Raw genomic sequence first — 24,605 nt, 5'->3', positions numbered from 1 at the left:
CAGATAGTTTAGGGTCTACAATGTTCATAACATTTATGATTCATATACTTTGGACAGTTGGTTTACATGGTTCAAATATAGCACTACCATTTACAGAAACGATACTTATGAAGTTAGGTGGAGAAAACGCAGCATTAGCACAAGCTGGAGCTACAGAAGGATACCATGTACTTGCTGGGTCATTCCTTGATGGTTTCGTATACTTAGGTGGATCAGGTATGATATTAGGATTAATAATAGCATTAATAATAGCAGGTAGAAGACGTAAAGAAATGATAGTATTAGGTGGACCACCATCATTATTTAATATAAGTGAGCCAATGATATTTGGTTTACCAATAGTTTTAAATCCAATATTTATGATTCCATTTGTACTTGCACCAGTAGTATGTGCAGCTATATCTTATCTAGCAATAGATTTTGGATTAGTAGCACCAGTAATAATGGCTAAAATACCATGGGTAACACCTCCAATAATAGGTGGGTTTATGTCAAATGGTCACTGGAGTGGTGCAGCATTAGCAGCATTTAACTTGGTAATATCAGTAATTATATACTTACCATTTGTTGCAGCTAGTGAAAAGATGGACGCAAAGAGAGAAAAAAATGCTAATATGTAATAATTATTAAGCAGGAATTAAGGGTGGTAAGCATTATGAAAAAAGGATTAAAGATAGTTACAATTGGTGGAGGATCTAGTTATACTCCAGAATTAGTAGAAGGATTTATAAAAAGACATAAAGAGCTACCTGTAAAGGAACTGTGGCTTGTAGATATAGAAGAAGGAAAAGAAAAATTAGAGATAGTAGGTAATCTAGCGAAGAGAATGGTAAAAAAAGCTGGATTAGATATAGAGATACATCTTACTCTAGATAGAAGAGAAGCTTTAAAAGATGCTGATTTTGTAAGTACTCAACTTAGAGTCGGTTTACTTGATGCAAGAATAAAGGATGAGAGAATTCCTTTATCTCACGGAGTAATAGGTCAAGAAACTAACGGTGCTGGAGGGCTATTTAAAGCTCTTCGTACAGTACCGGTTATATTAGATATATTAAAAGATGTTGAAGAATTATGTCCAAATGCATGGGTAATAAACTTTACAAATCCTACAGGTATAATAACTGAAGCAGTATTTAGATATACTAACTTCAAAAACTATATAGGATTATGTAATGTTCCGATACATTTAAAAAATGATATTGCTAAATTATTTGATGCAGATCCAGATAGAATAAGTGTGGATTTTGCAGGTCTTAACCATATGGTTTATGGTCTTGATGTTTCATTAGATGGAAAAGATGTTACAAAAGAGGCAGTAGATAGATTTGTTAAGGCTGATATAACAATGCAAAACATAAAGGCTATAGATTTTAACTCTGATTTTATAAAATCTTTAGGAGCAATACCTTGTCCGTATCATAGATATTACTATAAGGCTAAGGAAATGCTAGAAGATGAATTATTAGAATTTGCAGAAGGAAAATGTAGAGCTGAAGTAGTTAAAGAATTAGAAGGACAATTATTTGAATTATATAAAGATGAAAACTTAGATATAAAGCCACCTCAATTAGAAAAAAGAGGGGGAGCATACTACAGTGATGCAGCATGTAACTTAATAAGTTCTATATATAATGACAAGAGAGATATACAAGTTGTTAACACATTAAACAATGGTTCTATAAGAGACTTTAGAGATGATCAAGCTGTAGAAGTAAGTAGTGTAATAACTAAAAATGGTCCAAAACCATTATCTATAGGTTATTTACCAGAAGCTGTACATGGGTTAGTTAGTCAAATAAAATCATTTGAATTACTAGCTGCTAAGGCTGCTGTGTATGGAGATTACGATTCTGCACTTTTAGCATTATGTATAAACCCACTTATACCATCTGATGATTTAGCAAAAACAATATTAGATGAAATGTTAGAAGCTCATAAAGAGTATCTTCCACAGTTTAATTAGAAGGTAGGTATTATCATGACTAAAGTTATAATCAATGCAGATGATTTTGGATACTGTGAGGCCGTAAACTACGGAATTTTATCAGCTCATAAAAATGGTATCGTAAGTTCTACTACGATGATGGCTAACATGCCAGGAGTAGACCATGGAATAGAACTTCTTAAAGAAAATAAGACTTTAAGTTGTGGAGTACACATGACTCTTAGTTGTGGTAGACCAGTATTATCAAATTTAAAGACTATAGTAGATGAAAATGGAAACTTCTTTAAGAGAATAACTGATGATGTGTTAGAGAATATGGATTTAGATGAAATCTACAACGAGTTCTGTGCTCAAATAGACAAAGTAAAAGAAAGTGGAATCGATATCTGTCACCTAGACAGCCATCACCATGTTCATACTTTAGAAAAATTGAAGCCAGTAATAGAAAGAATCCTAAGGAAATATGATTTACCTATCAGAGGCGGATTTGAATACAATATAGAGTATAAAAAAATAGTTCCAGTTATAGATAGTTTTTATAAGGATAATGTAAGTGAAGATTACTTTAAAAACTATATGGATGAAATAAAGAAATACGAGATAGTAGATATTATGTCTCACCCAGCTTACTTAGATGATTTTATATTAGGTTCAACGTCTTATGCAATAGATAGAACTAAGGAATATAAAATACTTACATCTAAAGAAGTAAAAAACTTCTTAGAAGAAAATGATATGAAAATATCAAGTTACAGAGACATGTAGGAGGTAGAGTATGGACGATAAAATGATAGAAATATCTTTTGGAATAATTGGTTTTGCTGGAGATGCAAAAGGTTTAGCTTTTGAAGCAATAAGAGAAGCAAAGCAAGGAAATATAGAAAAAGCTAGAGAGCTTATAGCAGAGTCAAAAGAAGGTATACACAAGGCTCATAAATTCCAAACTGAGTTAATACAAAGTGAAGCAAGTGGAAACAAAACTGAGATGAGTGTTATACTGGTTCATGCTCAAGACCACTTAATGAATGCTATGAACTTCCAGCAATTAGCTGAAGAGTTTATAGATTTATATGAAAGATTAGAAAGTAAGTAAATAAAGATTATAGAGACTATCTCAAATTATTGGGGTAGTCTTTTTTATATATAAAATATTATAATAAGACTTAAAATAAGACATAAAAATTTTTAAGAAAAGGAAAATTTCATGGCAATTATAAAAATTAATTCAAATTTAGCTCAAGAGATAGTAAATGCAGTGAAGGAAGTTGTGGATAAAGATATAAATTTTATAGATAGAAATGGGATAATAATAGGTAGTACAGATATAAAAAGATTAAATACATTCCATCAAGCTGGATACAAGGCTATAAAAACACTAAACAATATAGTTGTTGAGGATAATGAAGAATATAAAGGAAGTAGAAAAGGTATAAATTACCCTATTAAAATAAGTAAAACTTCTATAGGGGCAATAGGAATAACTGGTGAACCAAAAGAAATAAGCAAATATGGATTTTTAGTGACTAAAATAACGGAAATATTTATAAAGGAGCAACAGCTAAACTACAAATACGAAGCTGATAAGCAAAGGATAAACTATGTAGTCAAATCTCTTATATATAATAATATTGAAGATAAAGAAGAAATAAAAAATATATTAAAAGGATTTGGCATATCTGCAGATGAGAAATTTGCAGCAGTTATAATGAAAGTTAATAAGTATCATAATGATGGAGATCTAGAATCTATAGAATATGACATAAACAAGGTATTCGATTCTATTGGAAATATCTTTAAAGTATATATTTATCCAAATGAATTTATTGCATTAGTAAATGAGGAAAAATATGAAAAACTAAAGAATATCTACATAGAAAACTTAAAAAAGTATAAAGGAAGCTTAAGTGGAGGGGTAGGTAGGCTAGGAGAATTATATGAAAGCCATAAATCTTATAATGAGGCGAGGATTGCGTTGAGATATTCTGAAAAGCACAGAAGTATTTTGACTTATATTGATTCTTTAAACTTAGAAATCATATTAGAAGCTTTAGATAGCGAGATTAAGAGACAATATATAGATAAAACTTTAAAAGATTTAGATGAAGACGAAATAAATTTATTAGAGATTTACTACAAAAACAACATGTCATTGAAAAGAACAGCAGAAGATTTATACATTCATAAAAATACTTTACAATATAGATTAGATAAAATAACGCAAAAAAGTGGATATAACCCTAGAAACTTTAGTGAGTCTGTTATATTATATTTAGCTATAACTATAAAGCTATCTATATAAGTTAATTTAGTGTAAAAATTCATAAATATAGAGGAATATTAACTTAAATTTATGGATTTTTTATTAAAATAATCTGATATATAAAATCAATGTTACATATAACAAAATAATAAATGGGAAAACGTAATTGTTTGTTATGTATAACATTTGTTATGCAGAACATATTTGATATTATATTATCAAAGGGAGGCGATGACAATGAAAATAGTAATTTCAATAGATTCACTAAAAGGAAGTCTGACTTCAATAGAAGCAGCCAATGCAATAAAAGAAGGTATATTAAATGTTGATAATAGAGCTGAGATAATAGTAATGCCATTAGCAGATGGTGGTGAAGGTACAGTAGAGGCCTTAGTAGAAGGTATGAATGGAGAAGAACAAATAATTTCTGTAACAGGACCGATAATTAAAAAGGTAAATGCAACATACGGAATACTAAAAGATACTAATACAGCTATAATAGAAATGGCTCAAGCATCTGGGCTTCCATTAGTTCCAAAAGAACTTAGAAACCCTTTAAATACAACAACTTATGGAGTTGGAGAAATAATAAAAGAAGCAATAAATAAGGGATGTAGAAACTTCATAGTAGGAATAGGCGGAAGTGCTACAAATGATTGTGGTATAGGTATGCTGCAAGCCTTAGGATATGAGTTTTACGATAAAGATAACAACTTAGTAGGTTTAGGTGGAAAAGTATTAAATGAAATAGAGAAAATAAATACTGAAAATAGACTAAAAGAATTAGATGAATGTAACTTTAAGATTGCTTGTGATGTAAATAATCCATTGTACGGAAAAAATGGAGCTGCTCATATATATGGACCCCAAAAAGGTGCGACAGATGAAATAATAGAAGAACTAGACAGAGGACTTATAAAATTCTCAGAAGTAGTAAAAAGAGAATTAGGTAAAGATATCGCTAATGTAGAAGGCGCAGGAGCAGCTGGCGGACTTGGATTTGGATTCTTAGGATTCTTAAACTCAAAGCTAGAATCTGGAATCAAAATAATATTAGATGAGATAAAATTAGAAGATGTAGTAAAGGATGCTGACTTTGTAATAACTGGTGAAGGTAGATTAGATAACCAAACTGCTATGGGAAAAGCACCAATAGGAGTAGCAAAGCTTGCTAAAAAACATGGAGCTAAGGTAATCGCAATAGCAGGATGTACAACTGACGATGCAGTCAAATGCAATGAAGAAGGTATAGATGCATACTTTTCAATAGTAAATTCATCTATGACAATAGAAGAAGCTATGAACAAGGAAACTGCAACTAAAAATATGATGTCAACAACAACTCAAATATTTAACCTTATAAAGGTATTACAATAAAAAATAGGCGGTGACATAAATGGATGTACAAATAACAACGTTAGGTGCTCTATTAGGACTTGCGGTAGCTATAATACTAATAATTAAAAAAATACATCCTGCGTATAGCTTAATATTAGGAGCTGTAGTAGGAGGACTTGTAGGTGGAGCTGGACTTACAGGAACAGTAGATGTAATGATTGATGGAGCAAAAGGAATAATGCCAGCAATACTTCGTATAGTAACATCCGGAGTATTAGCAGGAGTGCTTATAAAAACAGGAGCTGCAGCAAAGATTGCAGATCAGATAATAAAAACATTGGGAGAAAAAAGAGCTTTATTTGCACTAGCTTTATCAACTATGATACTGACATCGGTTGGAGTATTTGTAGACGTTTCAGTAATAACTGTTGCACCGATAGCGCTTGCAATAGCTAAGAAGTTAGGATACTCACCGATGGTTATACTTTTAGCTATGATAGGTGGAGGAAAAGCAGGGAATATTATATCTCCAAATCCAAATACTATATCAGCGGCAGAAAACTTTGGTGTAGATTTATCATCATTAATGATGGCAAATATATTACCAGCAATAATTGGACTTATAGTAACTGTAATGTTAGCAAAAATGTTAGCAAATAAATTTAAGGGAACAAAAATAGAAGAAGCAACAGAAAATAATGAAACATTGGAGCTACCATCTTTCTTTGCGTCAATAGTAGGTCCTGTAGTAGCAATAATTTTACTTGCACTTAGACCAATAGCAGGAATAGCAATAGATCCACTTATAGCACTACCAGTTGGAGGAATAATTGGAGCAGTGGTTATGGGTAAGGCGAAGCATCTTAATGAATATATAACTTTTGGTCTTTCTAAGATGATGCCGGTTGCAATTCTTTTAATAGGAACAGGTACAGTAGCAGGTATAATAAAAGCATCAACACTGCAAGTAACAACAATATCAATGCTTGATGCAATGAACATGCCAGCATTTTTATTAGCACCAATATCTGGTGTATTAATGTCAGCAGCAACCGCGTCAACAACAGCAGGAGCGACTATAGCATCAGCAACATTTGCGCCAGCAATAATAGCATCAGGAGTAGCACCATTATCAGGAGCTGCTATGGTACATGCAGGAGCAACAGTACTAGATCACTTACCTCATGGTTCATTCTTCCATGCAACAGCAGGAGCAACAAATATGAGTATAGGAGATCGTCTAAAATTAATTCCATATGAGTGCTTAGTAGGTCTTTCTATGACGATAGTATCTACTATAATGTGGGGAATAATAATGTAATTAATGTAAGCTAATATATATGTAGTTAGACTCAGGAGGATAGGACATGTTAAATAAGATGAAAAGAACTAAAATAGTATGTACGCTGGGACCGGCAACAGATAAAGAAGAAGTATTAAGAGAGCTTGTAAACAACGGATTAAATGTATGTAGATTCAACTTCTCTCATGGTTCTCATGAAGAGCATAAGGAAAGAATGGACAAAGTAAAAAAGGTAAGAAATAACTTAAATCAACCGATAGCAATATTATTAGATACAAAAGGACCTGAAATAAGAACAGGTAATTTCAATGAGCCAGAAGTATTATTGGAAGAAGGACAAAAATTTACTATAACTATGGAAGATGTTATGGGTACTAAGGAAATGTGTACAGTAAGCTATAAAGGTCTTTCAAAAGATGTAGTACCTGGAGACATCATATTAATAGATGATGGTTTAGTCGGATTAAGAGTTGATGAAACAAATGGAGAAGAAATAGTTTGTACAGTAGAAAATTCAGGCATAGTTAAAAATCATAAGGGTGTTAATGTTCCGAGAGTGAAAATAAACCTACCTGCACTTACAGATAAAGACATAAGTGACATAGAGTTTGGTATAGAACAAGGTATAGATTATATAGCAGCATCATTTGTAAGAAAAGCTTCAGATGTACTTGCTATTAGAGAGGTTTTAGAAAAAAATAATGCTATGCATATACAGATAATTTCTAAAATAGAAAATCAAGAAGGTATAGATAATATAGATGATATATTAAAAGTATCTGATGGGATAATGGTAGCTAGAGGTGATTTAGGAGTTGAAATACCAACAGAAGAAATACCAATAGCACAAAAGATGATGATAAAAAAATGTAACACACTAGGAAAGCCAGTTATAACAGCAACTCAGATGCTTGATTCTATGATGAGAAATCCGAGACCAACAAGAGCAGAGGTGACAGACGTTGCAAATGCTATCTATGATGGTACTGATGCTATCATGCTTTCTGGTGAAACTGCTGCAGGTAAGTATCCAATAGAAGCAGTTAAAACAATGGCAACTATAGCAAAAAGAACTGAAGAGACATTAAACTATAACGATTTATTAAAAAAGAGAAAAGTCACTGAAGTTACAGTAACTAATGCTATAAGTCATGCAACTTGTACTACAGCTATAGATTTAAATGCATCTTCTATAATAACTTTCACATCAACTGGTCATACAGCTAGGATGGTATCTAAGTTTAGACCACAATGTCCAATAATAGCTACAACAGAAAATGAAGGAGTTATGAGAAGATTAGCTTTAATTTGGGGTGTATACCCAGTTAAAACATCTCATGTGGGAAATACTGATGAAGTAATAAATAACTCAATAGAATCAGTAAAAGAGATGAATCATTTAAATAAAGGAGACTTAGTTGTAATAACAGCAGGTGTACCAGCTGGAGTAAGCGGAACTACAAACTTAATAAAGGTGCATGCTATTTAGTATTGATATAAATATTGATATAAATTAAATAAAGATAGCTCTTAGATTATTATCGAAGAGCTATCTTTATTTAATTTAGTATTAATTATATTTATAGACCTTAATTAAATTAGATGATAGAAAAAGAAACATATATGCCAAAATCACTAATAACGTTAAAAAATTATCTTAAAACTATGAAAAATGTGATAATATGGTAAAAAAAGGGTATTGTATAGACATTATAGAATATATTAATGACATGTATTGGGAGGGTAATAATTAATGGATATAATAGGTAGGAATAATATAAAAGAAAAATCGGAAGTTAAGATAACGATGTCAATATCGTTAGCACTTATAATTATTACGTGGATAGGTATGAATTATTATAAGAATACAGCATCAGGAATTAACCATGATACCTTGGGTATGATTACTCAAATATTAAACTCTATACTGGGGATAGCATCGACTATTACGGGTTTGTTTTACTACACTATTTCAAAGAAAGAAGATATACTTATAATGTCTATGATATTTATGTCTATATCCATTGATATAGTCATGTTTTATATAGACATGGCAACTGTAGGTATTAACTCAATTGACACATTTGTATTGTGTAATTACATAATTAGGTCAGGGCTAGTATTATTGACTATAGTACCGACAAAAAAAATAAAAAGTATTATATTTTATAATAAAAATATATTTTTGACATTAATCTTGGCAATATCATTAATATTAAATAGATTTGAAAATAATAGAGATATTTTAATAAATATAAAAACTCCTGGATGGATGATAATATTTACTGCGATAGGTATTATATTATATTTGATTGCAGCTATTATTTTTATGCGTAAAAGTGTTATTAAAAGAGATTACTCAGATATGATAATAGGTTTTGCATATGTGCTTTTTCTATTAAGAGGTCTTGGTAGTATAGTAGCTATTGTAAATAATAGTTACGATTTTAAAAGTTATTTAAATGGTATTGTAATTGTAAGTATATGCTACATAATACTAACATTTCACCTATGCTATGATATATCAAAGCAAATGAGAAAAATAACTAAACTGAAGGATGATTTTGGTATATTTTACAATATATCAGAAAACAATCAATTTAATAGAATACTTATCTGCGATGAGAATAGTAAAATTATATATATAAATAATCTAATAAGAGATAAGTATAGAAATGTTTATGGAAATAATACTACTAAAGAAGAAATAATAAATGTATTAAATAAATTATCTAAACATGCCTGTAAGGAAGAGAAGGAGAATATATGTAAATGCTTAGACAGAAGTGGTTGCTGGGAAGGGATTCTTAATATCCCAAACTCTGATGAAATAACTTATTGTGCTATTCAACAATCATATACAAGTTATAATAAAAAAATATATAAGGTATCTTTAAGAGATGATACAGAAAAATATAAGCTTCATAGAAAAATAGAAGACAATGAACATAAGTTAAGGCTCTTAATGGATAATACAAGTGAATTAATAACTATGTCAGATAGAAATGGTATTGTTACATATGTAAATAAAGCAGTTGTAGATAGAATGGAATATTCAGAAGATGAAATTATAGGTCAAAGCATTTATACAGATACTAGTAGAGAGCATATAGTTACAGAAGAATTAAGAACTAGAAATGAGGTCATAAGTCTTTATAATGTAATAAATAAAAGTGGAGAAAAAATAAAACTAGAGAGTATTAAATCTACAATTTATAATAAAAATGGAGAAATAGATGGTTATATATGTATAGCAAGGGATACAGAATATACAGAAGCATTAGAGAACTTAAGAGTAAAGTACGACGAAATGTTATATCACCAACAAACAAAAAATGAGTTTTTTGCAAGCTTATCACATGAGCTTAAGACTCCATTAAATATTTTCTATTCAATAATACAACTTTTAGATAAGAGAAGCGAAGTTGATGAACATGATTTTAAAGCGTTTTATAAACAGTATAATAATGGATTAAAAGTGAATTTCTATCGTATGTTTAGGTTAATTAATAACTTAATTGATATTACTAAGCTTGAATCTGGATTTATAGAACCAAAGTTTGAAAATCGGGATATAATAAACATTGTGGAAAACATTACCCTATCGGTTATACCTTTTGCTAATGAGAAAAATATAAATATAATATTTGACACGGAAGAAGAAGAAAGTTATATAAAGTTTGATGCTGAAAGTATAGAAAGAATAATGCTTAATCTATTATCCAATGCAATTAAGTTTACAGATGTAGGGGGAAATATAGATATAAATATAGAAGTAAATAAAGAATGGGTAAGAATTATTGTACGTGATGATGGAATAGGAATACCTGAAAACATGCAAAAATCTATATTCGAAAAATTTGTACAAGTAGATAAGCCATCACATAGAAAAAATGAAGGTAGCGGTATGGGACTTAGTATAGTTAAGTCTTTAATTGATTTGCATGATGGGAAGATAGAATTAGAAAGTTACGATAATAAAGGAAGTAAGTTTACAATATGGATTCCAAATGAAGCATTAGACATTATAGATATGAATCATGAAGAAACTGTCTATAATATAGATAGTAATAGAATCAGGCTAGAATTGTCTGATATTTGTGATGCTCTATAGGTATAGTATTTAAGGGCTATATCTTGAATTAAGTAGTTTGTTATGATAAACTGAAATGTGATATAAAATGATTATAAATGTAGGAGGATTAGCCATGAGTACAGTTTTAATGGGTGTACAAATTGTACTAGCTGTTATATTAATAGTTAGTGTAATGGGGCAAGATAGTAAGAGTGCTGTGCCTTCACAATATGGTGGAGAAGGTAACCAAAGCTACTTTAAGCCAAAAGGAAAAGAAGCTTTCCTTGGAAGAGTTACAAAGATAGCAGCAGTTTTATTCTTCTTAAATGCATTAGCATTACTTTTAATGAAGTAATTAAATAATAGGCCATTATTTAATATAAGTTATTTTAGAAGATATTTAAAAATTAAATTTAGTTTTTAAAAAAGAGGTCATCTAACTATAGAGAGCAATTTCTAAAGTGAGATGACCTCTTTTGGTTTATATTAGATTAAATTGTTTTAAAATAAATATCCATAAAAATACTGTAAGCACACAAAAAGCAGAAGTGAATACTACTATTTGACCTGCAAGCTCATAATCAGCATTCATTTGCTGAGCCATAGTAAATGATGATACTGCAGTAGGTGCTGCAAATATTACCATAAGAGTTGCAAGTTCTACATTTCTATATCCTGCTAATATACATATAGGTATAAATATACAAGGTATTACTATAATCTTACCAATAACACCTATAGTAGTTTGTTTTAGGTGTTTCTTTATTTCATTAAATTTGAAAGATCCACCTAAAAGTATAAGTGATAGTGGAGTAGCAATTTTTGAAATATCACTAACTGTATTTTCAATAGCTGTAGGTAGCTTTATACCAAGAAGAATAGTAACTATACCTACGCAAGAAGCTATTATCAAAGGGTTTTTAATTACACCTTTTAATATTTTTTTATAGTCAGGTTTACCACCTCTAAATGCCTCAAGTGCAAATACAGATAATATATTAAATAAAGGAACAACAATTGCGATAAGCAGCGAAGCAACTCCAACCTGATCTTCTCCAAATAATGATGCAGTAACTGGTATACCAAAGATTACGAAGTTACTACGGAATATTCCTTGTACAAGTACTCCGCGTTTTTTATTATTTTTTTCGATAAAAGGTACAACAATATAAAGCGATATAAAAAGAGTTATTACAGAAATTGCAGCAAATGTCATTAACTTAGGATTAAAGACACCTTTTATATCAGTCTTATAGATGTTATAAAACAATAATATCGGTAAAAATGATTTGAACGCTACGTTATTCATAGAATCTAAAGTTCGTTCATCAAACATACCTATGTATTTAAGAACATATCCCAGAGCCATTGTTAAAAACAAAGGAAGAACAACATTGAATGATAAGATAAGATTTTCCATAGTTACTTAGACCCACCTATAATATATTTTTTTATAAAGTTTATTTTTCTAATACTGTTTAATTTCATGATATTACCCCCTTTAAGACTTGATTATTGATAAAACTATTAAATGATTCTTAATAAGTATAAGTAAAAAAATGTGAAAAATCAAACAACCACAGAGGATTATTGAAAAATAGTATGTTCTTTTGGTGTTTATGATTAAGAAAATACTAATAAGTTGTAACATATGATTATAAAATTTTATATACTATATAGAAAAAGATACCTTGACAGGCGAGGTATAAAAAATTACAATGTAAGTATAATATAGAAAAACAATATAAACCAATTAGACAATCGTACAGAGTAGGAGGTGAAGTAATGTGTCAATTACTTCAGATTTAATAAGAGGCCATACAGAAACTATCATATTATCAAGCTTAATTAAAGGTGATACTTATGGTTATGAGATTAATAAGAATATAAAAGAGAAGACAAACAATGAGTATGAATTAAAAGAAGCAACACTATACTCAGCATTTAGAAGGCTTGAAGATGGTGGGATGATTACATCATATTGGGGAAACGAAAACAAAGGAGCAAGAAGAAGATACTACTCAATAACTCCCTTAGGGAAAAGTACATATGAAAAAAATAAGGTAGATTGGGAACAAGCAAAAAAATTAATAGATAGCCTAATATAAGGGATAGGAGAGGGTAAAATGAATCACAAGATAGAAAAATATGTAAGTAATTTATTTGAAAATGCACCAAAAACGAAGAAAAACTATGAACTTAAAGAAGAAATAACATCAAATGTAAATGATAAATATTATGACTTGCTAGAGTCAGGTATGGATGAAAATGAAGCTTATAATAAAGCTATATCTAATATAGGGGATGTAGAAGAGCTTATTAGTTATGACTTTATGAAGCAAGATGATGAAGTACAAAGAAAAAGATCAGCTAAGATTACAGCCATAGCAGTCATGATGTATATAATATGTCCTGTACCGGTGATATTATTTGAGTCATTTGGAGCTGGTGGAGAACGAATAGGTATAACAGTTATGTTCTTACTTATTGCAGCAGCCACAGGTCTTTTAATTTACAATGGAGTATCAAGACCTCAATATCAAAAGATGGATGATACTATGGTAGAAGAATTTAAAGAGTGGAAATCAGCTAATGACCAAAATTATAGAGCTAGAAAATCAGTTACATCAGCTATGTGGACAATAATAACAGTAATATATTTCTTAGTTAGCTTTATGTTTGGAAACTGGGGAACCTCATGGATAATATTTGTAATTGGTGGAGCTATAGAACAAATAATTAAGGCATACTATGACTTGAAAGGGGATAAATAAGTTATGGGAAGAAAAAATGCTAAGTTTAGACTGGCAATATGGTCAGTGGTAACTGTAGTACTTATTAGTTTATTTGTGGGAGGATTATCATCAAGACATGATGATTATGGTATTTTCAATGTTATTCAAATCGGTGGCATTGGTAACTCTAGTAAAAACTTAAACAAAATTAATGAGTGGACTATTAAAACGGATAATTTAAAGGATATTAGAGTAGACTTAACCGTGGATTATGTAGTTATAAGAACTACTGAAGAAAAAGATATGAAAATAGTTGAAAGTAGCAATTATAAACTAAGTGAAAAAGAGAAATTAAAAATATCAGAAGAAAGCAAGGATGTAAAAATTTATAGAAATCATGATATATTAAGTGGATTATCATTTGGTAGAAACAAAACAAGAAGACTAGATATTTATATACCTGAAACTTATAAAGCAAACTTATATGTAGATAATAATGTAGGGGATATCGACGTGTTGTCAAATTTAAACTTAGATCAATTTAGCATTTCTCTAGATGTTGGTGACTTAAGTATTGAGGGAGATATAAGTTGCAATAATTTCTCTGCAAAATCAAGTACAGGAAATATTGAAGCATCAATAATAAATACAAAACAATATGATATTAAATCATCAGTAGGAGATATCGATTGTACTGGACTTAGCGGAAAAGGTACTATAAAAGCTTCAACTGGAGATATCAATTGTGGGATAGATAGAATAGATGGAAATATAAATATTGATTCAAAAGTGGGAGATGTAGAAGTAAGAGTAGCTGATGGACTTAGTTTTGAACTAGATGCTAAGTGTAGTGTAGGAGATTTAGATTCAGATTTTCCAATTACTACATCAAAGAAGAATGGGAAAGAGGTAATGGCATCTGTAGGAGAAAATGGATCAAGTACTATGAAAATAAAAGCTAATATAGGGGATATCGATATTAGTAAAAAATAAAATAATGACTACTTTAAAATAAATGTTTTACAGAAGCCATATGTAAAATTTATTTTAAAGTAGTATTTTTTTGCTGTAAATATGTTAAGTTATAAGAAAATGGCTAATAGTCAACACTTACATATATAAGTAAATTTACCAAACTATGCTAATAGTGTATAATAAAGAAATTGGAAATAATAAATATAATTATACAAAATTAATATCAATTATATAAATCAAAGAAGATTCATAATATGTAATATAAATGATTTTAATATAAGACAGAAAATACAATAGTAGGAGGCTTATCAATGTTACCAGGACTTAAAGAGAACTTAATAGGATTGATAAATGAAAGTGCATACAATCCTCTAAAAAAAGAAGAATTGGCAATCATATTTGATATACATGCATCAGAGATGCCGATGTTCTATAATTTTTTAGATGAATTAGAAGAAGATGGATATATATGCACAACTAAAAAAGGAAAAATAATATCACCAAATCAAATGGGATACTTCGTAGGTAAGTTTGTATCTCATAGAAAAGGATTTGGGTTTGTTGAATCGGATGTAGAATACACACAAGATTTATTCATACCAGCTAGTGAGATAAATGGAGCTATGCATAATGATAGAGTTATGGCGGAGATAGTGACAGCAGCAACTGATGAAAGAAGAGCAGAAGGAAAGATAATTAAAGTTATTCAAAGAGAAGTGACTAAGATAATAGGTACTTTCCAACTTAGTAACAAAAACTTTGGATTCGTTGTTCCAGATAATAAAAAATTCAACAAAGATATATACGTTCCAAAGAGATTTTTCTCTGGGGCAAAAGATAATGACAAGGTAGTATGCGAAATAACTGTATGGCCACAAGAAGATAGAAAGCCAGAAGGTAAAGTAGTAGAAGTACTAGGTCAAAAGGGAGAAAGAGGAGTAGAGATAGAATCTATAATAAGAGAACATGGTCTACCTGAAGAATTCCCTAAGAAGGTACTAGATGAAGCTGAGTTTGTAGCTGTACCTATACCAGAAGAAGAAATAGAAAGAAGATATGATATAAGAGATCTAAAAACATTTACTATAGATGGTGAAGATGCAAAAGACTTAGATGATGCCGTATCAATAGAAATATTAGAAAATGGTAACTTCTACTTAGGAGTACATATAGCGGACGTTACTCACTATGTAAAAGAAAAAAGTAAGTTAGACAAGGAAGCTTTAAAAAGAGCTACTTCTGTTTACTTAGTTGATAAGGTAATACCTATGCTACCTAAGACACTTTCTAACGGAGTGTGTAGTTTAAATCCATTTGAAGATAAACTTACGTTATCAGTATTTATGGAAATAGACCACAAAGGTAAGGTAGTAAAATATGATATAAAAGAAACAATAATAAATTCAAAAGCTAGAATGACTTATACAGAAGTATCTGACATACTAGAAAAAGACGATGAAAAGCTTAAATCTACTTTCTCTAACCTAGTACAAGAATTCCACGATGCTGAGAAATTAGCTAGAATACTTATGGAAAGAAGAAATAGAAGAGGGGCATTAGATTTTGATTTCCCTGAAGCAAAGATAATCTTAAATGCAGAAGGTGAAGTAGTAGATATTAAACACTACGAGAGAAGAATATCTAATAAGATGATAGAAGAATTTATGCTTATAAGTAATGAAACTATAGCTGAACATTACTTCTGGTTAGGATTACCATTCTTATATAGAATACATGAGACTCCTTCTCCTGAGAAGATGGAGACACTAGGTAAGTTCGTATCTACATTTGGATATGCTATAAAGGGTGATACAGAAGAAGTTCATCCAAAGGCATTACAAGCAATAATAGCTCAGATAAAAGGTAAGAGAGAAGAAGAAGCTATAAGTACAATCATGCTTCGTTCATTAAAGCAAGCAAGATATTCACCAGATTGTACAGGTCACTTTGGTCTTGCAGCTAAGTACTACAGTCACTTTACTTCTCCAATAAGAAGATACCCTGACCTACAGATTCATAGAATCATAAAAGAGCAACTAAACAACAAAATTAATCCTAAGAGATTAGAAAAGCTTAAGGTAATAGTTGATTATGCAGCTACTCAATCATCTGAAAGAGAGAGAGCAGCAGAGCTTGCTGAAAGAGATGTACATGACTTCTACAAGTGTATGTATATGTTAGATAAAATTGGTGAAGAATATGATGGTATTGTATCTAGTGTAACTTCATTTGGTATGTTTATAGAGTTAGACAATACTGTTGAAGGTCTAAGTAGACTTGCAGATATGAATGATGATTATTATATCTATGACGAAATGACATATACTATAATGGGAGAAAGAACTAAGAAAGCATATAAAATAGGTGACCCTGTAAGAATAAAGGTTGCTGGTGTAAATGTTGACTTTAGAGAGATAGACTTCCAATTACTTGGTAAAATAGAAGAAAATGATACACAAAATCAATCTACAGAAGAGTAGGATTATATATATAAATTGAACAATATTAGAGGAGCTAATTACTCCTCTAATATTTAAAAAATTATTGATAACAATAAGTGATACACTGACCATAGGTTGACTAATCGGGTAAGTTATGGTATATTTTTACTATTAATAACATATAAGATTTGAAGTAAGAAATTTTTAGGTGAGAAGGTGAACTTGGATTATGGTAGGTAAGAAAATGTTAGCTACAAACAAAAAAGCAAGACATGAGTACTTTATAGAAGAAACTTATGAATGTGGTATAGAGCTAAAAGGAACAGAAGTAAAATCAATTAGACAAGGTAAGTTAAACTTAAGTGATGGATTTGCATCTGTAGACAATAGCGAAGTATTTTTAAAACAAGTTCATATAAGTCCATACGAGCAAGGAAATAGATTCAATGTGGATGCCCTAAGACCTAGAAAGTTACTACTTCATAAGCATGAGATAAGAAAACTTATTGGACTTACTACTATAAAAGGATATTCGCTAGTACCACTTAGTGTTTATTTAAAAAATGGTAAGGTAAAAGTAGAGCTTGCTCTAGCAAAAGGTAAGAAGTTATACGATAAGCGTCAAGACTTAGCTAAAAAAGATGCTCAAAGACGTATTGAAAGAGAGATGACTGGTAAATACTAAGGTTATAACAATTAATAAATCAGTAATTCAACTGATAAAAGCTAATAATTATATGAAATTGTATTTAAATAGATGTCTAGGTAAATAATTCTTAAAAATCTATATACTTACATTGATTTTTAATTACAAAAGTAGTATATTATAAATACATTAAAACTAAATATTGATGGTGAAAACAAAAAAGTTTGCGATATTCAAGATAGTCTCTAAGACTTTAAACTACCACGGGGGCGTAAAGGTTTCGACGTGGGTTTGGAACTTGGGGCTGCGTGTCGTGTTACTCTGGGTCACGTAAAAACTGGGGAACTTAAAACAAACGCAAACGATAATTACGCTTTAGCAGCTTAATTGACTGCTCGATCCGCCTAAGCCCTCCTGCCGGCTAGGCCTGATCGTCATTTATGCAGGGAACTACTTTTAGGGCGTCTCGACTAAAAGCGGATTAATTGGGACTGGTCGATCATAGAGCATGCCGCTGGGCGCTATGTGAGACGAGATGCTAAAACAGTTGGCTACACACGTAGATGCAACAGGGAAAAGACTTGCGGACAGGGGTTCGACTCCCCTCGTCTCCACCATTTAAATCCAAGAAAACACATTGATAAATTATCAATGTGTTTTTTATTTGATAAATTATCATATTAAGTGTGACACCTAAAATAATTAAAAAGTAGCTCATAAGTTTATCTTAATGTTACAGTTATAATAATCACAAAACTAATTGAGTATTATAGAAAATAATTTAAATGAAAGTTAATTAGCAGAGCAAATAGTCAGTAGGCTATGACCGGATTACCAAGATGATAAATCTATGAGAATTGGACTTAAGACAATATATAGAGCGATATTAAAAGATTATTGTAAAAAGTAATTTATATTTAATCAAAACATTCAAAGGTGATGGGGGAAATATTTTACTCTTATTGTTCCATTTTTTTGTGAAGAGTATTTTTAATCTAGATATTATAAAATATTAATAAAGTAAACAAAAGAGGTGTTGTATGTATAAAATAGGAGAAGTTTCAAATATAGCTAAAATATCAACTCGTATGCTTAGGTATTATGATAAAGAAAATATATTAAAACCTAGCTATATAGGTGATAATGGATATAGATATTATACAGATGAAAATATTAGTATAATATCAAAAATAAAAAACTTAAGAAGATATGAATTTTCTTATGAAGAAATAAAAGAAATACTAGATAATAATAGATATGAGAGTATGGATATATACATAAATAAGATTGAAGAATTAAAGAAGAATATAAATAAATATGGATGTTTAATTTCAGAATTAGAAGAAAAAAATAAAATGAAAGAGATGAATGTAATTATAAATAATTACGATGTTAACGTATGTGAAAACAAATCAGTTAAAGCTTTATGTAAAGGAGCTACTATCGATTGTGAAGAGATAGAACAATTTATAGAATCTTCATATAGTATAATCTCAAAGAATAAGGTTACTAAACTAGGAGCTTATTATGTGATGTTCTGTGAGAATGAAAATTTAGATGAAAATATATGTGAAATAGAATATTATCAACCTATTGTAAGCCATAAAGAAATAGATGGTTTTGATACTAAGATAGTTGAAAGAAATACTTACATTAGCACAACTCATTATGGGCCTTATGAAAGATTAAGTGATGCATACAGTTCTTTATACAAATGGTCTAAAAATAATAACTATGAAATTAAGGGAAACTTTATGGAAAAATATTTTGTAGACTCTTCTTTTACTTCATATAGTTATGAATTTATAACGGAAGTATCTGTAAAAGTTTCAAAAATATAGTTGACCTTAACATAATGATAACCTTTATACTGAATTTATAAGAATAAGGGAGGTCTGTTATGAATAAAAAAACACTTATATTAGGTTTATCATTGCCAGTACTATTTATAATGATGGGATTTACAAATAAATATGAAATAAAAGCTATTGAAAATCAAGATAAGTCTAGCTATTATATGCCACTAGAGGATGAAGAACATGAAGGAACTTGGTTACAATGGCCGCACAGCTATACCTATGGCAAAGCTTATCAAAATGGGATAGAAGATATATGGGTAACAATGACTAAACATTTATCAAAAGGTGAAAATGTGCACATAGTAGCTTATAATAATATAGAAAAAAATAGGATAGAGAAATTATTAGAAAAAGAAAATATTGATATGAACTATGTAGATTTTTATGTTTATGAGACTGATGATGTATGGGTAAGAGATAACGGACCTATATTTGTTTATGATGAAAATGACGAACTTGCAATATTAGATTGGGGATTCAATGGTTGGGGAAGAAAGGAACCATATAAGAAATCAGATAAAATACCTAGCAAAGTGAGTAATGATTTAGGTATTAAAAGTATAAGCTTAAATGGAGTAGTTTTAGAAGGTGGAGCTATGGAACTAGACGGGAATGGAACTTTTCTAGCGACTAAAAGCTCTATAATAAACAAGAATAGAAATAAAGATTTAAGCCAATCTCAAATAGAAGATTATATAAGGAAATACTATGGTGCCCGAAAATTTATATGGTTAGACGGTGTAGTTGGCTTAGATATAACAGATTTTCATATTGATGGATTTGCAAAATTTTATGATGAATCAACAATTATAACTTTAGACAAAGAAGGGTTAAGAGATTGGGGATTAAGCGGAAAAGATATTAAAACATTATTGAATTCAACAAATGTAAATGAAGAAAAGTATGACTATGTATATCTACCACTTACAAGAAACAATGTTAAATTAAAAAATGGAAAGAACTTAGGATATCAAGGTTCATATATGAACTTCTATATAGGTAATGAAGTTATATTAGTTCCAAATTATAATGATTCTAATGACAAAATTGCAAATGAGATTATACAAGAGTTATATCCTGATAGAGAAGTTGTTGGAATAGATATAAGAGAATTATATAAAGACGGTGGGATGATTCACTGTGTAACTCAACAACAGCCTGTAGAATTAGCTAAAAATAAATATTAATTAGATTATAGTTTATATTGTATTTAAATTTATATTAGATAAGTATTGCAATATCCTTGAAAACGTTTTATAATAAATTTATAATTTGAAACGTGTAACTATTAAATTAGGCATGAGTTCTTGGATATTTATTCTGAGGATTTGTGCCTTTTTGCATGGAAAAGGAAATCCTTTTATTTAATAGGGAGGAAATAAGGTGTTAAATTTTTTCAAAAAAGATAAAAGTTATAGGTTACATGCGGTAGTTAGTGGTAACAGTATTAATATTGAGAAAGTGAACGATTCAGTGTTTTCAAAAAAAATAATGGGTGATGGAGTAGCAATTATTCCTAGTAGCAATGTTATCGTAGCTCCTTGCGATGGTAAGATAACTGTACTTACTGAAACTAAGCATGCTTTTGGTATGGTTTCAGATAATGGAGTTGAAATATTAGTTCATATAGGAATTGATACAGTTAATTTAAAAGGTGATGGATTTAAAAATGAAGTATCTCAAGGAACTGTTGTTAAAAAAGGTGATCCAATAATATGTTTTGAAAGAGAAAAAATAGCTTCTCAAGGAATTGATTGTACAACAGTAATGATTGTACTAAATCATACTGAATTCTCAAATGTAAGTTGCATGATAGAGAATGATATTGTTGCTGGACAAGATACTGTTATTGAAATTATGAAATAATAGGAAGGATGTAATTTTATATGATAGCAACAAAAATTTTTAATAATAATGCACTGTCTACAGTAACTGATGATGGGAAAGATGCTATTTTACTAGGACTTGGTATAGGTTTTAACAAACGTCCAGGGGATGAAGTTAATAAAGATAAAATAGAAAAAATTTATTATGTTCAAAACCATATGCAAACAAAATTCTTAGAACTATTAAAGAATGTTAATACAGAAGTCATGGATGCATCGCAAAAAATTATAAGTCTTATTCCAGGAAATGAAGGAAAGTTTAATAACAAAGGAATATTATCTTTAATAGAACATATTAGTTTTGCAATAGAGAGAACAGAAAAAAATATATTTTTACCTAACTTAATGCTTTCGGATATAAAGATGATGTATTCGAAAGAGTTTGAACTAGGAACAAAAGCTTTAGATATTATAGATGAAATATGCCATATTCGTTTACCTAAGGATGAAGCAGGGTACATAGCACTACATTTTGTTAATTTGCAAGCAAATCATAACTTAGCATATGATACTTTAAAATTTGTAAAAGGTAATATTGATTTAGTTAAAGAATGCTATGGACTAGAATTAGATGAATCAAATTTAAATACAATACGTTTTATGACTCATCTTAAGTTTCTTGCTCAAAGAATATTTAAGAATGAAACTTATCAGGATGATAAACTGATTGAAATGTATGACTATTTAATTGATAATCATCCTAAGAATGTAGAGTATTTAGAAAAGTTAAATGACTATACTGAAAAAGAATTTAAGTATAAGTTAGATAAACCTGAAAAGATTTATTTATTATTACACTTAACAAAAATATTATAAAAAGTAAAATGGATTGTGACTGGTAATGCAGGCAAGACCCAGAAAATTAGCATAGTATATGCATTTTTGGGTCTTTTTTTTTAGAACAAGATAAAAATTATATAATTTTAGGAGGAGGTATAATGGTGAGAGAAAAATTATTTGGAGGATTAGAAACATTTGCTAAAGCAATGGTTCAACCGTTAATGTATCTATCAAGTGCAGGTATATTAATGGTAATAGGGGTATTGCTTACAAATGATATGTTAGTAGGAGCAGTTCCATTTTTAAAATGGGAGCCAATCCAAATATTTGGAAACTTAATTTATAACAGTGTAATGGCTATTATTAATAACCTTTCAGTTATATTTGCTATAGGTATTCCAGCAGCATTAGCAAAAAAAGAAAAACATAAAGCTGCATTAATAGGGTTTATGAGTTACTTCATATATATTACAACTTCTAATACTATGTTAACTTCGCTAGATCAGTTGGCTCAAGGTAGTGAAATGCTTGGGTTGGTAGGAACTGGGCAGGCTACTATTTTAGGGATTCAAGTTGTAGATACTAGTGTATTTGGTGGTATTATTTTAGGATGTATAACAGGATATGTATTTAACGCTACAAGCAAAAAAACATTTAAAGGTGCTTTCCAGATATATTCTGGAGCGAACTTCAGTTTTATATGTATGTTCTTTATAGCTATTTCATTTGGTGTAGTTATGAACTTTTTATGGCCTTTAGCTCAACAAGGAATTGCATCTCTTGCAAATGTTATTAAGAATACAGGTACATTTGGTTTATTCTTATATGGATTCTTAGAAAGAATATTAGTTCCAACAGGGCTACACCATTTAATATATACACCATTCCAGTTCTCTGATTTAGGTGGAGTGCTTCAAGTAGGTTCAGAAACAGTTGCAGGAGCGTATGCAATAGTTATGACAGAAATGAATCTACCAGTTGAACGTTTCTCAGATAGTATATACTACATGGCAACTGGATTTACAAAGATGTTTGGTTATATAGGTATAGGGGCTGCACTTATTCATACTGCACATAAGCATAATAAGAAAAAAGTTAAAGCAGCTATTATTCCATTAATAGTTACAGCAGCATTAGCATCTGTAACAGAACCGTTAGACTTCATGTTCGTATTCTGTGCACCATTATTATTCGTTGTACACTCAGCTATAGCTGGGATATTTATAGCTTTATTAAAAATATTTGATGTTACAGCATTCTGTGGAGGAAATCTATTAGTATCAATTATAATGAACACCACAGTAGGTGTAGAAAAAACACATTGGCCAGTTATGATGATATTAGGCATTGTACAAATTATTGTATACTTCGTAGTATTTAGTTTCTTAATTAAGAAATTTAACTACAAAACACCAGGTCGTGAAGATGAGGATACTACTACAGATAAAGAACAAACACAAAAGATTAATTTAGATAAAGATATAGAAAATATAGTTAATGGATTAGGTGGAAAAGAAAATATTAACACAGTAGAAAATTGTATTACTAGATTACGTGTTAATGTAAAAGATGAAAGTAAGATTAATGAAGATATAATTAATTGTACACCAAATAGTGGTATTGTGAGAAAAGGAAAAGATATACAAATAATCTTTGGACTTCATGTACCAGATGTTAGACGTGAAGTAGAAGATTATCTAGAGATATGCTAAATATAAATTTTATTAAGATATAAATATAACAGAGAAGGAGAATATATTATGATTATTACTGTTGTTGGTGGAGGAAGCACATTTACCCCAGGTATTGTTAAGTCAATAGCACAAAGAGCAAAAGAGTTAGAATTAGATGAAATTCGTTTATTCGATATTGATAAAGAGCGTCAAGATAAGGTAGCTGTTGTTGTTGAATGGATATTAAGAGAAGATGTTAAAACAGATGTTAAATTAACTGTAACAAATGATGTAGAAGAAGCTTATACAGATGCTACATTTATATTTGCACAAATGCGTGTTGGGAAGTACGAAATGCGTGAGCAAGATGAAAAAATACCATTAAAATATGGATGTGTAGGTCAAGAAACTTGCGGTTGTGGAGGTATGGCATATGGACTTCGTACAATTAACCCAATGATAAAACTTATAGATGATGTAGAAAAATATGCTAAGAAAGATCACTGGATATTAAACTACTCTAATCCAGCTGCAATTGTTTCAGAAGCTTGCCGTAAATTAAGACCAAATGCAAGAATTATAAATATATGTGATATGCCAATAGCTATCATAGATATTATAGCTGAATCACTGAATATAAAAGATGTTCATAATATACGTTATGACTACTTTGGTTTAAATCACTTTGG

General features: G+C 29.9%; 21 protein-coding genes, 1 other RNA gene and 1 pseudogene. 22 read left to right on the top strand and 1 reads right to left on the bottom strand.

All coding sequences use genetic code 11. The annotated features are described in order from the left end of the window. The 10 genes and pseudogenes from CHL78_RS15550 to secG form a co-directional block, all read left to right on the top strand. On the top strand, positions 1–620 hold a 620-nt coding region (locus CHL78_RS15550; protein WP_147295833.1), incomplete at its 5' end, for a PTS transporter subunit EIIC. A 35-nt stretch (positions 621–655) separates the two neighbouring features. Further along, positions 656–1,963: a 6-phospho-beta-glucosidase gene (locus tag CHL78_RS15545; RefSeq protein WP_094369727.1), complete on the top strand. Its 1,308-nt coding sequence runs from the start codon at positions 656–658 to the stop codon at positions 1,961–1,963. 15 nt (positions 1,964–1,978) lie between these two features. Next, on the top strand, positions 1,979–2,710 hold the full coding sequence (gene chbG, locus CHL78_RS15540) for a chitin disaccharide deacetylase (RefSeq protein ID WP_094369728.1): 732 nt from the start codon (positions 1,979–1,981) through the stop codon (positions 2,708–2,710). A 10-nt stretch (positions 2,711–2,720) separates the two neighbouring features. Then, the gene (locus CHL78_RS15535) at positions 2,721–3,038 is read left to right on the top strand and encodes a PTS lactose/cellobiose transporter subunit IIA (protein ID WP_094369729.1); all 318 of its coding nucleotides are present in this window, start codon (positions 2,721–2,723) and stop codon (positions 3,036–3,038) included. Positions 3,039–3,149: 111 nt separating this feature from the next. Next, a complete protein-coding gene (locus CHL78_RS15530; protein WP_094369730.1) occupies positions 3,150–4,244 on the top strand; it encodes a CdaR family transcriptional regulator in 1,095 nt (364 codons plus the stop codon). 198 nt (positions 4,245–4,442) lie between these two features. Then, entirely contained in the window at positions 4,443–5,582 is a 1,140-nt protein-coding gene (locus tag CHL78_RS15525) for a glycerate kinase family protein (protein WP_094369731.1), read from the top strand. Positions 5,583–5,601: 19 nt separating this feature from the next. Further along, entirely contained in the window at positions 5,602–6,864 is a 1,263-nt protein-coding gene (locus CHL78_RS15520) for a GntP family permease (RefSeq protein WP_094369732.1), read from the top strand. A 46-nt stretch (positions 6,865–6,910) separates the two neighbouring features. Continuing rightward, a pseudogene (gene pyk, locus CHL78_RS15515) lies at positions 6,911–8,332 on the top strand (pyruvate kinase); the annotation flags it as partial. A 267-nt stretch (positions 8,333–8,599) separates the two neighbouring features. Beyond that, positions 8,600–10,960: a sensor histidine kinase gene (locus tag CHL78_RS15510; RefSeq protein ID WP_094369734.1), complete on the top strand. Its 2,361-nt coding sequence runs from the start codon at positions 8,600–8,602 to the stop codon at positions 10,958–10,960. Between the two features lie 94 nt (positions 10,961–11,054). Then, on the top strand, positions 11,055–11,276 hold the full coding sequence (secG, locus tag CHL78_RS15505) for a preprotein translocase subunit SecG (RefSeq protein ID WP_094369735.1): 222 nt from the start codon (positions 11,055–11,057) through the stop codon (positions 11,274–11,276). Positions 11,277–11,402: 126 nt separating this feature from the next. On the opposite strand, the gene CHL78_RS15500 is transcribed toward secG, so the two are convergent. After that, positions 11,403–12,341 (bottom strand): AEC family transporter, encoded by a 939-nt coding sequence (locus CHL78_RS15500; protein WP_094369736.1) that lies wholly within the window; start codon positions 12,339–12,341, stop codon positions 11,403–11,405. Between the two features lie 367 nt (positions 12,342–12,708). On the opposite strand from CHL78_RS15500, the gene CHL78_RS15495 reads away from it, so the two are divergent. From CHL78_RS15495 to CHL78_RS15440, 12 genes are all read left to right on the top strand, one after another. Further along, a complete protein-coding gene (locus CHL78_RS15495; RefSeq protein WP_094369737.1) occupies positions 12,709–13,029 on the top strand; it encodes a PadR family transcriptional regulator in 321 nt (106 codons plus the stop codon). An 18-nt stretch (positions 13,030–13,047) separates the two neighbouring features. Next, positions 13,048–13,695 (top strand): permease prefix domain 1-containing protein, encoded by a 648-nt coding sequence (locus CHL78_RS15490; protein WP_094369738.1) that lies wholly within the window; start codon positions 13,048–13,050, stop codon positions 13,693–13,695. A gap of 3 nt (positions 13,696–13,698) precedes the next feature. Beyond that, positions 13,699–14,649, top strand: a complete 951-nt coding sequence (locus CHL78_RS15485) for a DUF4097 family beta strand repeat-containing protein (RefSeq protein ID WP_094369739.1) — start codon at positions 13,699–13,701, stop codon at positions 14,647–14,649. A 293-nt stretch (positions 14,650–14,942) separates the two neighbouring features. Further along, positions 14,943–17,111, top strand: coding sequence for a ribonuclease R (gene rnr, locus CHL78_RS15480; protein WP_094369740.1), 2,169 nt, complete (start codon positions 14,943–14,945; stop codon positions 17,109–17,111). Positions 17,112–17,301: 190 nt separating this feature from the next. After that, positions 17,302–17,757: an SsrA-binding protein SmpB gene (gene smpB, locus CHL78_RS15475; protein ID WP_094369741.1), complete on the top strand. Its 456-nt coding sequence runs from the start codon at positions 17,302–17,304 to the stop codon at positions 17,755–17,757. Positions 17,758–17,983: 226 nt separating this feature from the next. Next, positions 17,984–18,335: a transfer-messenger RNA gene (ssrA, locus tag CHL78_RS15470) on the top strand. Between the two features lie 423 nt (positions 18,336–18,758). Then, a complete protein-coding gene (locus CHL78_RS15465; protein WP_094369742.1) occupies positions 18,759–19,559 on the top strand; it encodes a MerR family transcriptional regulator in 801 nt (266 codons plus the stop codon). A 59-nt stretch (positions 19,560–19,618) separates the two neighbouring features. Beyond that, the gene (locus CHL78_RS15460; protein ID WP_094369743.1) at positions 19,619–20,764 is read left to right on the top strand and encodes an agmatine deiminase family protein; all 1,146 of its coding nucleotides are present in this window, start codon (positions 19,619–19,621) and stop codon (positions 20,762–20,764) included. Between the two features lie 196 nt (positions 20,765–20,960). Further along, entirely contained in the window at positions 20,961–21,443 is a 483-nt protein-coding gene (locus CHL78_RS15455) for a PTS sugar transporter subunit IIA (protein ID WP_094369744.1), read from the top strand. A gap of 20 nt (positions 21,444–21,463) precedes the next feature. Further along, entirely contained in the window at positions 21,464–22,279 is an 816-nt protein-coding gene (locus CHL78_RS15450; protein ID WP_094369745.1) for a PRD domain-containing protein, read from the top strand. 122 nt (positions 22,280–22,401) lie between these two features. Then, positions 22,402–23,955 (top strand): PTS transporter subunit EIIC, encoded by a 1,554-nt coding sequence (locus CHL78_RS15445; RefSeq protein WP_243446462.1) that lies wholly within the window; start codon positions 22,402–22,404, stop codon positions 23,953–23,955. 48 nt (positions 23,956–24,003) lie between these two features. Beyond that, positions 24,004–24,605, top strand: a 602-nt coding sequence (locus CHL78_RS15440) for a family 4 glycosyl hydrolase (protein WP_456300083.1), incomplete at its 3' end; no start/stop codon positions are given.

This window comes from Romboutsia weinsteinii (assembly GCF_002250835.2).
Lineage (GTDB): Bacteria > Bacillota > Clostridia > Peptostreptococcales > Peptostreptococcaceae > Romboutsia_A > Romboutsia_A weinsteinii.
The sequence above is the reverse complement of the archived record's forward strand: the minus strand, read 5'-3'. Positions and strand labels throughout refer to the sequence as shown.